We start from the raw sequence: 16,379 nt of genomic DNA on the forward strand, positions 1-16,379 counted from the left end.
CACTTTTGCCTTTAAAATCCAAAAATAGACTCACAAACGGATGCTTGGTGAGCAGGTTTACCAAAGCATGCCGTTTTAACTGCCGCCAAGGCTGGATCTGTTTTATACTCAAAATCCTATGTCTTATCCCAAGGCTAACTTATGAACAATTTTCAAAAAAGAAGCGTGACCCCCAAACCGGAGGAGCATATACAGACCCTGATCGACTCGCTCCTTTCCGTTGAAACCGTCAAGGTTCGTAAAGCCAAACCAGGGCAAAGTTTTCAGTTTGTTCTCCAGGATCAAAAGATGTGTTTTCTGCTACTACAAGGCGGGTGTGATATCAAGCGTAATGGAGATTCGTTGATCCTGCATCCGATGAAGGCCCCCGGAATTGCTGGCATCAGCAATTTTACACCGGACCCATCCAATTTGAAGGTACAGGCAACGACCGCCATAGAGTATATCTATCTCCCCCTGGAGGAGTTTTTACGCCACGTTGACGAACACGGCCTGTGGAAATCGGTCGCTTTTTCTCTTATGTATCTTAGTTCGCGCTTTTATGAATACATGAAGTCAACGACGGCAATACCCAACTATGAGGTCATTGGCAACCTGCTATCCGCATTAAGCGAAGAGGATTTCGAAACCCGTGCAACGGTCTCGGCTGTACAATATATTCTGGATCGAACGCCATTATCGCGCAGTGGTGTAATGAAAACCTTAGCGGCACTTAATGCCGGTGGCTATATCGTCATCAAAAGAGGATTGCTGATTAAAATGAATAAGCTACCAGAAAAATATTGATTAGCTCCCATTGCCAGCTATCGCCATATGGCAGTAGTGACGATTTTTTCCGCGCCAGAGAAATGCATTCTGAGTGCGAACATCTCCGCATCATCATTAACCCCTAGTTTGTGCATGGCGTTACGTTTATGGGCGCTTATCGTTTTAATATTACGTTTCAGATAGTTGGCCGTCTCACTCATGCTCAGACCATCAAACAGCAGTTGTAAAACCTCCCGTTCTCTGGCGGTTAAACGCTGCCAAACAGCGAGATCTCCCTGTGCGTAATCATGAATGACCGACTTTATCTTAGGGCTACAGACTCTGACCCCCCCTAAGGCCTGCATGAAGCACGCTTTAGTCTGTTCCTGCGTTTCCTGGCGGGAAATCAGGCTAACCTCTGTCAGGCGACCTAATCTATGTAGCAACTCCCCGCAGTGGCTATCAGTGTATATAATCTGTCGTATTTCAGGCCGCGAGAAACACAGTTTGATTAACTTTTCTGCCCCCAGCACGGCGCTTTCCTGTGACCCCGCCAACCCACTGATCAATAAATCGATCGGCCGATCCTGTACTTGCTGGCAGAGTTGATGTACTGAAGCGGCCTGTAGTTGGCAACGGATCCCCTGATGCAATGACAGAGCAAACTGCTCAATGCCCAGCCGAGCCAATGGACTCTCTTCCATAATGGCCAGATTGATGATAGGTAGCATCGTATTCATAGTTGCTTGGCATCTTGTAAATTATAAAGGCCATCCCGCTGCATCCAATGGCCACGAGTATAAAGTTCACGATTATTTTTATAGCCGAGCTTGGTCAGAGCACTACACTTATGGCTACTAATGGTACGGATATCACGATTTAGCATGCGTGAAACATCACTCACGCTACAACCACCCAATAAATGAACCAGCACATCAATTTCTTTTTTGGTGAGCAAGTGATGAGAACCATGCTCACAGCTCAACAACCCTTGAATCGTTGGGCTATCCTGATACAGGCCGAGACTGGCATGTTTAATGCACCCTTCGATAGACTCCAGCGGATCATTTTTATGGCAAATGCTGCTCACCCGCAGTGATTTAACCTGTTGCAGAAAACGCACGTCGGTCAGGGCGGTACACACTACCAGCGGAATAAACGGCCAACTATGGTGACAGAGCCTAATAATACGTAAACCTTCCAGCACCGACTCACCCTCTCCGCATAACTCCATAACGATCAAATCTGGCATGCCAACCTTCAGACACAGCAGAATATCAGAGGCCTTATTTAGCATAATGACCTCACCAGTATGAAGCTGTGACGTTTTTAATAGCGAGTTAACACCACCTCGTGTCATTGGGCAAGTATCCATCACCAATGCCCAAGGTACTTTCATTGACGATGTAAGCGTCTTATTTTTGTTCACAATCTTGCTGATCTCATCAATCATAAATAGACTTCCTCGTAAAAAAAACAAACCACCTATAAACAACATTTTAGATACCGTGAGCTATAAAATATCGTGGCATAGTTAATAAAATATCATCTCTATTTGGCTCATTCCCTGAGCAGGAATTTTATTGATAGGTAAAGTTCATCACCACAACGCTACTAAAAGTCCCCGCAACGGCATTACCATTAACGCTATAGATCCGTCCCGCCAAGGCATAATTTGCCTCATGTTGGGCATCAACTTTTACCGTCATACTACTGCCGTTACCTTGTATTACCGCCTTATTATCATCCTGTACCATTTGTACGGCGACATTCTCTGCCGTGCCACTATTGGCGAATAACGCGGCATCATCCGCTGACGGGGCCCCCGAGAAGGTGACCGTAACCTTGCTGGTCGAGAGTGGGCAGTGGCTCAGTTTTACGGTAAATGGTTTCCAGTCCGTAGCCGTCCCCGCCTCTTTTAAATCGGTGCTACGCAACTGACCGAAATCGATGTCCTGACTAATCGTGCTACTAGCAACATTGCACGCGCTGGCTACCACGTTGCCGGCGATATTGAGGTTGGTCGCCTGAACGGCCCAACTCATTGAACCAACCGCTATTATCAGCAAGATATTTTTCATCAATGCGCTCATCCAGACCACTCCTTGTGACCAACATGCCTTTAGTTATAAATGAAATTGGCCTGTACTACAGCGCTGATACTGCCTGGCATAGCGCTACCTGCGGATGAATAGGCACGGGCATTCAGCGCATAGGTCACGGTTTTGTCAGCTTGAACAGCCTGTGTTAGCGAACTGCCGTTACCCAGGATGGTTCCGGTGGTTTGTTGGGAGAGTTCAACGGCCAAATTAGTGGCTGTACCCGTATTTTTATACCTGGTAGTTGCAGTTGTATCTGCTGTTCCTGAAAAAGTAACCGTAACATTGCGGGTTCCTGACGGGCATCCTGTTAGCGCCAAAACAAATGGGGTGAGCGTTGAACCTGTACCAGCCGCCGCCAAAGTTGATGCTTGAATATTGGCACCTAAATCAACATTAAGATTACTGCTATTATTATTCACTGTACAAGGTGAAGCAACGACTACCCCCGTAATATTAATATTTGTTGGATCTGCCTGAGAAATATCAATCCCAAAAACCATACCCAAGGGTACTAACATGGCCCATACCATCAATTTTTTCATCGCAACACCTTTAATATTTAAAAAAAACCCATTAGACACCAAACAAGCAACCTACTACCGTCAGTTATAATACACAGTAATCGTAAGGGAAGAATTAAACACCCCTAAAGCAGCCACACTCTTAATCCAAGACAACTCAGCGGCAAATGGAATATCTATAGAGTTATTTACTGAAAGGTCAGCAAAGCTATTGATATCACCATATTGTATATAGGAATCAGTCATGATATTTTTAATCTTGATCCCTAATCCATTCCTCATATCCAACGTATCCGCACCAAATTTATCTGCAGGCGAACTATAAATAGCTGTTAATTTAAATGGCGAGCTACAATCTTTTGTCACCGTTGCTTTAAAATTACTGGATTTGGCAAGCTGCCCAACCTGTACGTTTTCCGGCACCACAATAGTGCCAAAATTAATATCACTTGGCGTAACTGAAACAGTTGTATTACAATTTATAAATCTGACATTACGCATACCGGAGATATTATATATGAAATTTGAGTTTGGATTTGTATTTAATCCACCAGCGCCGTCGATTTGGAAAACGGGAAGATAATTATCCGCTCCGTAGTAATCACCAAATAAATCACCCACCTTCGAAATGTATACATAATAATTCCACGTAAAGGTTACGGATGCATTATCCCTACACCAATCCGCCCCCTGATTGCAATAAGGGACAATGACATTTGGAATTATCATACGGTAGTTATTCATATCGATAGTCTGGCCATTAGCCACAATTCCTATGGATATCCCATATCCACGTTGAAAGCTAGCATATGGATTAAGATAGGTATATACGTTCTCAGCCTCCGCTTCTAGCCCACCATTCCCTGCCTGGTCTTTCCAACATTTAACAGTCATGGTCCTATTTTCTGAACGCCAAATTACTGTACCGTTGGGTGCTGATTTGGGTACGGAAGCAGAGGTAAGATTATCGGTTAAATAGGCATTTCCATCAGTTGCATTTTTACAAGCTAACGCATAGGCATTATTTGCTGTAAACAGCCCAATAACCAATAAACCAAGTAGCTTGAACACCAGCCTGCATCGAATAATCTTTGAAATTAGCTTATTAATTCTCATCATTTTACTCCAGAAATCCATAATGAAACGTCGTGTCGATTTTTTAAATCAATGACACATTCCATTCGTTGTCTGAATACCGGTATCTGTTGATTGTGTTGTCAGGGAGTATTTCACCTGACACTGTTGCGAATTCTCATTACCCCATTTGGCGATCAATATGCCACTGGCCGCTAAACCGGTCAGATACACTTGCCCACTGTCACCAACGATAAACGCCTGGCTATTTTTCTGCGCAGGATCGGTGAGCGTCGCGCCAAATGGCAGCGGTGCTCCTTCATGTAATATCGTCATCAGTGCACGCTGGCCGACGTTGGCGTTAAAGCTCGCCCGTACCACGGCACCGCGCGTGGGAACCACGTTTTCGCTGGTCAGAGCCAGATCTACGTCTTCGGGCAGCGTTTCGGTATTTAACTGCACCTGATTTTTGCGATAAGGCGAGGCATAAGGCACCACGGCATAACCCCGCCAATCGGTTTTCACCCCGGTCTGGTTGCTGACACCGACGCCAACCGCTCCCGGTGCCTGCACCAGCGCAATGGTTTCACCCAGTGATTGCCCCAGCGTCACGCCATTTTCATGTACCACCACCCCGCCCTGCACGCCATAATTCAGCCGTTGGCTGTTTTGGTCGTAGGCATAGCCGCCATTGACTTCACCATAGGTGCCACGGTAGTCGGCATTCATATTGGCGCTATTGCCAACCCCCTGGCTGCCATAACCTTCCTGTACACTCCAGCTCAGGTTGTGGTCTGCCAGCGCTGAACCATTCAAGCCCAGGGTATTCGTCGTTCCCCCTTTCTGGCTGGTATTCATGCTGTAGGTGGCATAGCTATTGTTTAACCAGCGGGACAACGGCACGCTGATATTAAAAGCGAACATCTGATCGCGATCGTAGATCCGCCCACTGCTGCTACTGCTGCCGTTGTTATCACTGTAATTGCTGCCCGCCGTCGAATTTACGTTGTAGCTATAATTCAGCCCGTAGCTGATTCCATTCCAGCTGTTGTTATAGCCCACACCAGCGGACTTCATGTTGCGGCCACTGTTCCAGTAATCTTCACTCACCAGGCTTATCGATAGCGATCCGGCGTCCTGCCACAGGTTTTGGTTTATGGTCAGTTCAGCACGGTTACGCCTGCGCTCGGTCAGCGGGCTGCTGTTGCCATCACGATAGGTATCCAGCACTTCCTGCATGCTGTAATAACCCGCCGTAGAATAGCGGTAACCGGCAATCGCGAAGTTGGTGCCGGTCTGCACCAAGTTCTTGCTGTAACGAATGCGCCAAGACTGGCCGCTATCTTTCGCCAACTCCTGCATAGTGGCCCAGGCTTGGGTAACATCCACAGAGAGCGCACCAAAGTCACCGAGGTTATTCCCCATCCCCATCGCTAACGACTGATATTGGCTGGCAAATTGCCCACCGCCGTAGCCGGTAAAACCAAACGGCAGGCCATAAATGGCGGTGCCCTGGCTAAACGGCGTTTTGTCTACATCGCTATCGTAGGAACGATACTGCCCGCCGGTCAGGGAAAATTTTAAACGCCCTTCGCGCTGCAAAACCGGTAGTGACGCATAAGGAATAACCAGTTGCTGTTCACTACCGTCGGCTTCTTTAATGGTGACGTACAGGTCACCGCTACCGCCGGTTGGGTACATATCGGTAATTTCAAAAGCACCCGGCGGCACATAGCTCTGATAAATCATATAGCCGTTCTGACGGATGATGACCTGTGCATTGCTACGCGCGATCCCACGGACAACCGGCGCATAACCCTTCATGCTGTCCGGCATCATATCGTCATCCGAGGCTAGCTGTGCGCCGCGGAACGGGATGCTGTCAAACACCTCTGATGGCGAACTGCTGTCACCCAGCGTCAGCTGGCTTTTCAGCGCCAGAATATTGCGTTGGGCATAGGTATAGACGGAGCTGAACTTATCCTGAGCATTGTTGCTGCTGTTGTAAGTCGAGTAATTACGCAACCGCCAGGCCCCAAAGTTTATGCCCGGGCGCAGGTTGACATATTGACTGCTGCTATCGCGCGCGTTGTTGTTACGCGCGTAGTTATTGGCACCGGACATACTGTAGTTCAGCAAAAATGCCGCAATGCCATCGTCCCACATGTCGGGAGAGACATAACCCCGTGCTGCCTGCGATACAGCCGCCTGGGGGATACTGATCAACAGTTGCTGCGCACCGAAGCGTAGCTCCGCACTGGCCTGCGGAATTGCGCTTAGATCGGCACATTTCCCCTCCCCCAACCCTGGGAATAGCTTGGTTTTTATGCCCATCGCCTCCAGGTCTTTAGTGCTCAGGCAAGGTTGCAGATCCTTTTTATCCGCAGAGATAATAAAGTCGACATCACGTGTATCTACCCTGTCGTTATTCATGTAAATATCAACATGGTAGGTTCCTGGCGCCTGGCTCCCGCTGTCTTCGTACACCGACAGGTCTGTCTTGCCCTGCTGTGGATTATCAACCTGCAGCAGTTCAGGATTAAAGTAGTCACGTGCCATAACGCTAAAAGTAAGACCGCTCGTTAACAAGGTAATCAACCAGGCCAGTTGGCTAAGGCGCGGGGTCTTGCGCCCTATTTTTTTGTGTTGTGTGCTGTTCATCCGTTACTGCTCCAAAACGTCAAGGCCCGATGATTGATGTGTTCCTACTGCCCTGTAAGAACGCTTGCTTGCACGGTCTTACAGTCCGCCGGTATGGAGCGCACCAGTTCCGCCGTAATCGCTGATAATTTTCCAGGTCACGCTGCCGTTGGTCGCCCCCGCAGGCAGGGCAAAGCTGGCTCTGCCCATTGGCGCTACATAGGTCGCACTCGTCACTTCTTTACCTGCCAACGTTACCTGTTGAAAATTCATGTAAAAGGGGGTTGGATTAGTTACTTGTAACTGATTACCAACGCGCTGCCATTTCAGGTTTTGTGCAACCTCTTCAGGGATCCCTTTCAAACCTTGAGGGCGGTAAATCAGTTTTAGGCGTGCCTTTACCGCCACCTGTAAGGTGTTCTTGCCTTCTTGTTTCTCCGAAGACGGGATGGATTTAATGTTTATCCAATAAAGAGATTCTTTGTCTCCGGCTAAATTTCCGCCGGCACGTATCACCCGTAGGATATTTTGCTGCCCGCCCTCAAGACGGAATAAAGGCGGTGTGATCATAAAGGGGGCTTTCTCAGCACCACCGTCAGTGACATCGACCCAGGACTGGATCAAATATGGCACTTTGTCCGGATTGTTGACGCTCAGTGAAGACTCCTTTTTTGCCCCATCATAGATCAGCCTGGTGCCACCAATAATAACGCCAGCTTGTGCAAACGAAGCAGTCACAAATAAAGTAACGGCCAGTGTGGTAGGTAATAATTTCATTTTATAGATCCACGTAAATATTAAGAAGAACGGTTCAGCGGCTAATGCCGCTGAACCGGATATTCATCACCGTGGGTTAGGCACCCTGGAGAGAAATATTAGTTGTAGATAACAGAGAAGCTGGCTACAGAGTTTGCCGGACCAGCATTAACGGTATCTGACGTAGCAATGTAGCGTGCTACGAAGCCCAGGCTGTTAACCGCAGTACCAGCAACCAGCGGGTAAGACGTTGATGCAGTGAACAATGGCAGAACCGCATCTGACGCATCAGACAACTGGATACCAACGCCGGTAGCCACACCAGTTTCCTGAGTCAGCTGCAGCACGTTATTGTCGCCAGCATCAGCGGTACCATCAAACTTGACCGCAGCTTTGGTCACAGAATCCGGGCAGTTTTGCAATTGCAGGATGAACTTCGTTGCTGCAGTAGTTGAGCCCGCGCCAGTGAAGGCTGTTTTAGCAACTTGACCCAGGGTCACGTCCAGCGGGCTACTTACGTTATTCACTACTTCGCAAGCGGAATCGATGATTTCGCCTTTGAAATTAACTTGACCATCAGCAGCCATTACAGAAGCAGCAGACAGAATGGCAGCGGAAACGATAGCAGCAGCAATAAGATTCTTTTTCATAAAAATATTCCTTAATAATAAAATGTTCGCCAATAAATGAAAACAATCTCACTGCCAATTTTGAAAGTGGGTAGTCATTCACCTGGCTTTTCCATGATTGATATTTTTTTACAGCCAACCAGCAAGCGCCCTCTCAGCAATAAATCGAAACCTAATAACATAACCACGGTAACAATATTATGGTCATCGCAAGATGTTTCTCGTTTTACTTAGCAAGCTCTTACCTGTTGCTGCGTATTATCCATAGCATCAAAAGCATCTCAACCTATTTCAGGTGCAAATGTAGTATAAGAATCCACTATTGGACTTTGAAGTTTATTTTATTACCTAGCCACACCAGCAATAATAAGACAAATACACCGAGCCTAAATAATTGCATTACGCTTCAAGGTTATATCAATGAAAATAACAAGGCAGGCCGACAGGAAAAGTAATTAATGAAAAGTTTATAAGATGTTAAATTATATCATGGAGTCTGGGAATCGACTTGAATTGCCCTTGCTAATGTTTTATTCCTACCGGCCAGGAATAGTCGCTCCGCTCCCTTTGCCGTCAATCTGCCTGATAACGGCAGGCCGGATCGGCCCGGAAAGGATCGTTATGCAGAGCATAAGCCAAACAACGCAGTCCTCCCCGGCAGTTGGTTCGATAAAGGCAAGACTGACATTCTGGCGGCGCGCTAAATCCTCTAAGCTGGCGTAACCGTGGGGCTTGATGATAGATCTCCGCCAGCGGGCGTTGCCAGAGGTTGCCGACGTTAATCGGCATTCTACGGCAAGGCAATATGCTACCGTCCGGCATAATAGTGATCAGCTCCGCGCCTGCGCTGCATCGGTAAGGCTGGCTCCCGGCTTCCTGAAACTGTAAGGCACGGATCATGGCAATCTCGGTCTGGTTTCCCGCTTTGGCCTGAAGGCATTCTTTGGCCAATGCCATTTGCTGGAAGTAGTCTGAGCTTTGCTGCACATCCAGGGTTAATGGCGCATCACGGTGGTCGGTGGGGATCAGGCGATCGGACCATAAGCGGTTTACTTTCGCCTCATAAGCCAGTTCGGCAACCTGCATAAACTCCTGGCTGTTCTGGCTGTGGGCAGTGAAAGACCAAAGCACCCGCACTCCGGCATCGGCCAAATGCCTGGTGGCCTTCAGCACCTGCTGAAAATGCCCGCGCCCACGGATCGCGTCATGGGTCTGTTCTGTGCCTTCCACACTAAGTTGAACAAACTTCACTTTTAGCCTGGCGAATCTTGCAGCCCATTGTTCGTCAATAGCGGAACCATTGCTCAAAATGGCTAACGACGGTGCACTTGGCTGAGCCGCCAAATACTCGAGCAGCGCCGGAAAGTCTGGGTGTGAACAGGGTTCCCCGCCGGTTAACGTCACTTGCAGCGGTATCGGATTGCCGCCCCCTACCTGCCGATGCAGTTCAAAAATCTGCTGCGCAATCTGCTTCATGCTGGAGAGATCCGGGCCATGGTGGCGATAGCTTTCCTGATAGCAGTGCTGACAGCGCAGGTTACACCGATCGGTGATGTGCCACTGCACCGTTAGCCGGTTAAGCCTGATGGGATTAACCGAATCTAGCTGGCGACAGGCAATGCGTTGCTCATCAATCACCGCCGCACCCACCGCAGCCTGAACATCCGCTTGAACTGCTTGAATCGCTGCTGCTACCTGAATCAGAACTGCTTGGTGACGAGGAACCGTCACCTCCTGCTGCACTACCGACCACTGGCATTAGAAAGAGTGCATAGGCCTGCCGCCCAAAAGGACAGTTAGAATAGACCTGCCGATCGTCATCGAGCGCGACGGCGACCATGGCAATATCCAACTGTTTAAGGGATTTTTTATCCTTTGGCAACGTGGCGGATAACTGACTGAGCAGCTTTTCCCCTTTGGGGGTCAGTTGGGCCTTACCCGCTCGGTTGCGTAACAAAATCAGATAATAGATCCAGCCGAAAAACAGCATTAGCACAATCAGGAACCCGACGTTGTGATGGCCCTTCAACCAAGCCACGCTCAGCTTATACCCCCCCATGCCAAGCATCAGCCCCAAACCAGCCCACAGCATCCCGAGGCTGGTTCGCTGGTAGCTGGCGGGATAGGTATAGCCTTCCCGCTGGGCCTGAGCATCGAACTCCCGATAGAGCGGGCGCAGGGAAGAAAATGCCCACGCTTTCTTTTGCTCCGCCCCAGGCTCGAAGCACAGCAGCACCGAATGTTCCAACCGGCTGAGCTTTTGCTCTCGCTGGGCGGCTTTTTCCTGATTGCTGGGGTACGGCCGGGTAAAGGTTTTGCCTTTTTGCCGTCCGGCCGTTAATAGCCCTTCATAAGAGAGGCGCATCATGGCCAGTTTGAGCACGTGATCGATGCCGCCTCTGAGCCAGGCTATATAGTAAGGATCGATTTTTGGCGGTAGCGAAATTGAAGCAGAACCAGAGGGAGCGAATGAGCGAAGGTAACGACGCCGGGTGCGTGATACCAACCACATCAGCAGGATGCAATAGGTCAGATAAAACGCCAGAAACCAGGGGCCATACATATCGGCAATAGGGTTACTGTAGACTGTCCATGTCATAGGGTTAATTCCGTTTAAACCTGACTCTTCGCGATGTGGATATCATAACTCAGCTGTGGGTGTGATGCGATTCGCATCTCTTGAGCAGGACTCACAATATCATTGGCGTTTGGGCGCAATTCAAGGATAGCCGAGATGGATCCGCTGCATGCAATAACCCTGACGATCGGCCTGTTTGTATTAACCTTTTTCAACCCCGGCGCTAACCTGTTCGTCGTGGTACAAACCAGTCTGGCCTCCGGTAGCCGGGCAGGCATGTTGACCGGGTTTGGCGTGGCGCTGGGCGATGCGATTTACTCGGGGCTGGGGTTGTTCGGTATGGCTACGTTGATCACCCAATGTGAGGGGATATTCTCGGTCATCAAGGTCGTTGGCGGGCTGTATCTGCTGTGGTTTGCCTATAAAAGTATGAGTAAGCAAACCACTCCACATTCCTCTGCGCTGCAACAACCGCTCAGTGCACCTTGGCATGTCTTCTTTCGCCGGGGCCTGATCACCGATCTCTCCAACCCGCAGACAGTGCTGTTTTTCATCAGCATCTTCTCCGTGACACTAAACGCTGCAACGCCTACCTGGGCCAAACTGAGCGCCTGGTTAGGGATCGTGCTCAGTTCGGTAATCTGGCGCGTTTTCCTCAGCCAGGCATTCTCTCTGCCAGCGGTACGGCGCTCCTATGCCAATATGCAACGGGTAGCCAGCCGGGTCATCGGCGTGGTGATTGGGGCATTCGCCGTTAAGCTGATTTATGAAGGCCTGACGCGCAGATCTCTCTAGCGGGTTCACCTCTTTGATCATCGGAGCCATCTGCTTGGCACGCCATCGAAAAAGTACGTGCATTTTCTCCCTATATATTTTAGTGTTTACTAAATTTAGTAAACACTAAAATAAACTATGAATGAAGAAAACGCCTCACTGCTTGCCAGTGCCGATGCCGCAGCCACCCTGCTCAAAGCCATGAGCAATCCCCGCCGCTTGCTGATCCTTTGCATGCTGGTGGATGCTCCAGGTACCAGCGCCGGTGAGTTGGCGTTAGCTACCGGGCTTAGCCCTTCCGCCACTTCACAGCATCTGGCCAAGATGCGCGAAGAAGGGTTGATTGCAAGTACCCGAGACCGGCAACGCATCAACTACTCGATTAAAAATAGCGCCGTGCAGCAAATCATCAGCACGTTAAAAGCCATCTATTGCCCCTGAGGACGCCATGAACGTAGAAACCATCACAGCACAGCAAGCGCAGAAATTAATCATGCAGGGAGCACGGCTAGTAGATATACGCGGGGGGGATGAATATGCCCACGAGCATATTGCCCAGGCCAGCTTACTCTCGTTGCCCGATGTTGAGAAAGGTGGGAATCCGCAGGCGCTTAGCGAACAGGATGTGGTGATTTTTCACTGCCAGTCTGGCCGCCGTACGGCACAAAACGCAGCGCTTTTGGCAGCGGCCGCAACACCAGCAAAGGTTTACCTGCTGGAGGGGGGCATCAATGGATGGAAACAACAGGGATTGGATGTTGTGAAGGGTAAGAACCAGCCGCTGCCCATCATGCGACAGGTGCAGATTGCTGCGGGTTCCTTGATTCTGGCAGGGACGATCTTGGGCTATGCAAGCTCTCCCCTGTTCTTCCTGTTGCCCGGTTTTGTCGGTGCCGGGTTGCTGTTTGCCGGGATCAGCGGGTTTTGCGGCATGGCGACACTATTGGCCAAAATGCCTTGGAACCAGCCAAAGTAAGCTGCTAGCCCAACCCTACTCGCAAGGTTGGGCACACTTAAATAAGATCCAGTGAATAGACCCGTGATGACTCACCCCACGGGTGATAACCAGGCCCGTCAAAATTGAAACCCAATCTTTCGTAGTAGCCAACATGGTCAGTGCACAGATGCAAACGGTGAAATCCCAGTTCGCCAGTGACCTTGGCTACGTGATTGACCAACAATGCGCCGCAGCCCTGCCCACGATAACGCTCATCGACATACAGCGCACACAGCCACGGATACAGTTCCATGCGGCTGATAAAGTCATTGGTGATAAGCCCTACGCAACCCACAACGTTTTCCCCATCCAGCAATAAATACCACTGTGGCAATGGATTTTCTGCGCCGATACAACGGGTAATTGAATCTTGATAGAGCATCATGGTCTCCGGCGAGGCCCACTGACGCTGGAAATACTCGATAGCCATATCGAGATAGGCTGGCTCCCGACGCACCGAAATAATGTTCACCCAAACTCCTGATTTATTCTGTGGTAGCCCTATTATGCCCTATTTTTGTTGGTAGTCGGATTGCCGAACGAATACCATTAACACACCGCACTACTATGCGGTTTATTGAATACGGGAGACGTTATGTCACAAAATATCTATGACAATCAGACCTTCTTCGACGGCTATGCACAACTCAGCCGTTCGGTGCAGGGGTTGGATGGCGCGCCGGAATGGCCAACCATCCGCAGCATTCTGCCAGATTTACAGGGCAAAAAGGTGGTCGATCTTGGCTGTGGTTACGGCTGGTTCTGCCGCAGCGCTCGTGAGCAAGGTGCGGATCGGGTGCTGGGAATGGATCTTTCAGAGAAGATGCTGGGCAAAGCGAAGGTGATGACCGAGGATCCGGCGATTGAATACCGCCAGCAGGATCTGGAAGCGCTACAGCTCCCGGCGGCCAGTTTCGATTTGGTTTATAGCTCGCTGACGCTGCACTATATCGAAGACCTCGGTAAGCTGTTCGCAACCGTTTATCAGGCATTGGTGAATAGTGGGGAGTTTATTTTTACGGCCGAGCACCCGATTTATACTGCGCCAAAGCATCAGGGCTGGTTAGTGGATGAGGTAGGGCAAAAGTCCTGGCCGATCAATGGTTATCAGCAAGAAGGAAAACGTATTTCCAACTGGCTGGCGGAAGGGGTGATCAAACAACACCGTATGCTGGGCACCTACATTAATTTGCTGGTACAGCAAGGATTCACCATCCGTTACTTAAATGAATGGGGTCCATCTGCTCAACAGATCGCCGATAACCCGACACTGGATGAAGAAAAAGAGCGTCCGATGATCTTTATCCTGGCGGTACAAAAACCCGCTGCGTAATGGCTGTTCACTGCGTTAAACATCGTTAAAACATCCAATATTGGGGAGGCTGCCTCCCCCCAATACTGTTCAAACTTGTTCACGGCAAAACGGTTCTGGGCAACGACAGAACAACACCGTTTCACCGCCAATACCACTTACTCGGCTGTCATTTCACCGTCGTTGCTTTCTGGTTCTGGTTCGCACTGAACCTCCTCAACCGGCGGCATTTCCAAACGCAGATCGATCCAGCGCCCTTCCGGAATATCCATCGGCTCGCCAGCAACAATCGCTGCGGTATCAATATCAAAGCGGCGTTTGCTGACCTTGACCGTGATCGTGCCGTCTTCGTCGGCTTCGGTCGCGACAAAGCACAGGCGATTGCCATTGACGTCCTGCGGGACTTCGATATTCCAGCCTTCCAGGGCGAAACCTAGCGAACCTGTCACTTTGTATACGCCGACTGAGACTCGCTCAGCGGTAACACCTGCGGCTTCGCCATTGACCGCCGCCAGCCCGGACAGGGTGAAACCATCCAGGAATTCGTCTTTCATTTTTTCTGGGTTGCTGGTTAGGCGTGCGATCGGGGAGGCTTTTTTCAGGAAGCCGTTGGCGTCTACGGTGGTATTTCCAGTTGTGAAGAACTCATAATCCTTTCCACCATTACCATAATAGCGATACCCCATCCGACCATTATTACTGAGAATAATATCAACACTTTGGGTAAGAGCAGAGTTTGCTCTAAGAATTCTTAAACCGAATCCCCAAGTATTATTACTTATCCATGCAGGAACCGGTAAACCAGCAGCAACTGTAGCCGTTACACTTGACGCTTCATAAGAGAAAAATGTAGTTTCCGCCTTGCCTGTCGTATGGGTAAACCTATACGTATCGCTTAAGTTATTAGCGCCTAGTACATCTCCACCGAGACCATAATCACCTGATTTAATAACGCTCTTAGTCCCAATGTATAAATTATTTAAAACGTGCGCAGTCCCTGCTCTAGCATTAACAAAAAAAACTGGTTTCCCCTGTTCAACCCCTGCCCCTAAACCATTTGCAATTGTAGGAATAACCGAAAATCCGTTCCAAGTACCAATGCTATAATTATTGGGTTTATCAAACCCAGAATAATCTGTACCACGAAATGTTATTGGTGCGCTGTTAGCCGCAACTATATCAATAACATCCTGGGGTGTTGATAATGCAGTTGCTATAATATGGCCTTTAGGTACTGAGACCAGACCATCTGCGCGACAAGCCATTGTATAGGCCGTGCCATTCCAGCGGATATTCATGGCTCCGGTATCTGTTTGGGCGTAAACAGCCCCTTTCTCTACACCAGAAACATCTTTTAACCTGATTAGCAAATTAGGTGTCGTCGCCCCAGCTTGCATAACCTGATCGCCAGTTGAGATTAACCCACCAACGGTAGTTATGTATCCATTAGGGCTTATTTTTGCTGCCAAGTTGGTAGTTGTGCCATTACTGTTCCAAAAGTTCCACCCACCAACTCCGTTACCTCTATTGTTAATAAAATCTGTTGCGCCATTATAGCCTTCCGTATCGCCCGCACCAACACGCCCCCAGCTAACCCATGCACCCTGCGTTGATGGGGTAAAACCGATAGTCGCGATTGATGACAATCTGGTTGGCTTTGAAAACAAGACAGTACTGGCTACTTTTTGGTCATCGCTCAATGTCCTGGATACGGAATCCGATTGGATCTTCGCCAACGTCGGCACAACCAATTTTGTACCGTCATCTTTAGTGAAGGTCATATCCCCTGAGCCGGTAAACCAACTTACCGTATCATTGCGACTGCCTTGGAAGAAGGTCAGCATTGCCGCAAAACGGGCGGAGAACTGGCTAATATCACCCTCGTAGGTAGTGATAATCGCATAACTTTGCCCGCTGGCCGTTGAACCTGCATAATTGCTGTTTAGCGTCAGTGAGGTATTGCTATTAACCTGTTTAACTTCATACAGCTTATTATCGGGGGCCAATAAAATCATACCTGGCATCACGCCGAATTTAGCATCGGCCCACGCAGTGCCTATACCAGTTACGGTTGTGTTATTGGCGGTTAAATTGATAGTGCCTGTTTTGTACCACATAGATATTAACTCCAAAAATATAAAAACCGCACTCGGCGGGTTATACTTAACTTACCTTTATAAAGATTTATGATTTATCAAACCAAAATAAAAAGATGAAAATCGTTAAAAAAGATATTGAAAATATAATTA

Annotated in this window: 17 protein-coding genes; 5 read left to right on the forward strand and 12 right to left on the reverse strand. The window is 49.0% G+C overall.

The annotated features are described in order from the left end of the window. Positions 1-141 precede the first annotated feature (141 nt). Entirely contained in the window at positions 142-786 is a 645-nt protein-coding gene (locus ACRDCA_RS28030) for a helix-turn-helix domain-containing protein (RefSeq protein WP_438692419.1), read from the forward strand. A 17-nt stretch (positions 787-803) separates the two neighbouring features. On the opposite strand, the gene ACRDCA_RS28035 is transcribed toward ACRDCA_RS28030, so the two are convergent. From ACRDCA_RS28035 to ACRDCA_RS28080, 10 genes are all read right to left on the reverse strand, one after another. Then, entirely contained in the window at positions 804-1,487 is a 684-nt protein-coding gene (locus ACRDCA_RS28035; protein WP_438692420.1) for a LuxR C-terminal-related transcriptional regulator, read from the reverse strand. Beyond that, the gene (locus tag ACRDCA_RS28040) at positions 1,484-2,200 is read right to left on the reverse strand and encodes a LuxR C-terminal-related transcriptional regulator (protein WP_438692421.1); all 717 of its coding nucleotides are present in this window, start codon (positions 2,198-2,200) and stop codon (positions 1,484-1,486) included. Before ACRDCA_RS28040 ends, ACRDCA_RS28035 begins: the two co-directional genes overlap by 4 nt. 127 nt (positions 2,201-2,327) lie before the next feature. Further along, a complete protein-coding gene (locus ACRDCA_RS28045) occupies positions 2,328-2,840 on the reverse strand; it encodes a fimbrial protein (RefSeq protein ID WP_438692422.1) in 513 nt (170 codons plus the stop codon). Between the two features lie 29 nt (positions 2,841-2,869). Next, positions 2,870-3,391: a fimbrial protein gene (locus tag ACRDCA_RS28050; protein ID WP_438692423.1), complete on the reverse strand. Its 522-nt coding sequence runs from the start codon at positions 3,389-3,391 to the stop codon at positions 2,870-2,872. 60 nt (positions 3,392-3,451) lie between these two features. Further along, on the reverse strand, positions 3,452-4,489 hold the full coding sequence (locus ACRDCA_RS28055; RefSeq protein ID WP_438692424.1) for a fimbrial protein: 1,038 nt from the start codon (positions 4,487-4,489) through the stop codon (positions 3,452-3,454). A gap of 45 nt (positions 4,490-4,534) precedes the next feature. Beyond that, positions 4,535-7,105 (reverse strand): fimbria/pilus outer membrane usher protein, encoded by a 2,571-nt coding sequence (locus ACRDCA_RS28060; protein ID WP_438692425.1) that lies wholly within the window; start codon positions 7,103-7,105, stop codon positions 4,535-4,537. Between the two features lie 78 nt (positions 7,106-7,183). Next, positions 7,184-7,861: a fimbrial biogenesis chaperone gene (locus ACRDCA_RS28065; RefSeq protein ID WP_438692426.1), complete on the reverse strand. Its 678-nt coding sequence runs from the start codon at positions 7,859-7,861 to the stop codon at positions 7,184-7,186. A gap of 98 nt (positions 7,862-7,959) precedes the next feature. After that, on the reverse strand, positions 7,960-8,490 hold the full coding sequence (locus ACRDCA_RS28070; RefSeq protein ID WP_438692427.1) for a fimbrial protein: 531 nt from the start codon (positions 8,488-8,490) through the stop codon (positions 7,960-7,962). A gap of 552 nt (positions 8,491-9,042) precedes the next feature. Further along, positions 9,043-10,107 (reverse strand): radical SAM protein, encoded by a 1,065-nt coding sequence (locus ACRDCA_RS28075; protein ID WP_438692428.1) that lies wholly within the window; start codon positions 10,105-10,107, stop codon positions 9,043-9,045. After that, positions 10,100-11,068: a TIGR04222 domain-containing membrane protein gene (locus tag ACRDCA_RS28080; protein WP_438692429.1), complete on the reverse strand. Its 969-nt coding sequence runs from the start codon at positions 11,066-11,068 to the stop codon at positions 10,100-10,102. The genes ACRDCA_RS28075 and ACRDCA_RS28080 overlap by 8 nt, the downstream gene beginning before the upstream one ends. Positions 11,069-11,203: 135 nt before the next feature. On the opposite strand from ACRDCA_RS28080, the gene ACRDCA_RS28085 reads away from it, so the two are divergent. From ACRDCA_RS28085 to ACRDCA_RS28095, 3 genes are all read left to right on the forward strand, one after another. Continuing rightward, on the forward strand, positions 11,204-11,842 hold the full coding sequence (locus ACRDCA_RS28085) for a LysE family transporter (RefSeq protein WP_438692430.1): 639 nt from the start codon (positions 11,204-11,206) through the stop codon (positions 11,840-11,842). A gap of 117 nt (positions 11,843-11,959) precedes the next feature. Then, positions 11,960-12,262, forward strand: a complete 303-nt coding sequence (locus ACRDCA_RS28090) for an ArsR/SmtB family transcription factor (RefSeq protein ID WP_438692431.1) — start codon at positions 11,960-11,962, stop codon at positions 12,260-12,262. Between the two features lie 7 nt (positions 12,263-12,269). Next, positions 12,270-12,797 carry a rhodanese family protein gene (locus ACRDCA_RS28095; protein ID WP_438692432.1) on the forward strand — a complete coding sequence of 176 codons (528 nt, stop codon included), beginning with the start codon at positions 12,270-12,272 and terminating at the stop codon, positions 12,795-12,797. Between the two features lie 37 nt (positions 12,798-12,834). Here the strand turns inward: ACRDCA_RS28095 and ACRDCA_RS28100 are convergent, their stop codons facing one another. After that, entirely contained in the window at positions 12,835-13,290 is a 456-nt protein-coding gene (locus ACRDCA_RS28100) for a GNAT family N-acetyltransferase (RefSeq protein ID WP_438692433.1), read from the reverse strand. Positions 13,291-13,413: 123 nt separating this feature from the next. Here ACRDCA_RS28100 and ACRDCA_RS28105 point away from each other — a divergent pair, with 123 nt between their 5' ends. Then, on the forward strand, positions 13,414-14,151 hold the full coding sequence (locus ACRDCA_RS28105; protein WP_438692434.1) for a class I SAM-dependent methyltransferase: 738 nt from the start codon (positions 13,414-13,416) through the stop codon (positions 14,149-14,151). Positions 14,152-14,288: 137 nt separating this feature from the next. Here the strand turns inward: ACRDCA_RS28105 and ACRDCA_RS28110 are convergent, their stop codons facing one another. Beyond that, positions 14,289-16,247 (reverse strand): hypothetical protein, encoded by a 1,959-nt coding sequence (locus ACRDCA_RS28110; RefSeq protein ID WP_438692435.1) that lies wholly within the window; start codon positions 16,245-16,247, stop codon positions 14,289-14,291. Between the last annotated feature and the right edge of the window lie 132 nt (positions 16,248-16,379).

It is taken from the genome of Serratia sp. (in: enterobacteria), assembly GCF_051654945.1.
In the GTDB taxonomy this organism is placed as follows: Bacteria; Pseudomonadota; Gammaproteobacteria; order Enterobacterales; family Enterobacteriaceae; genus Chania.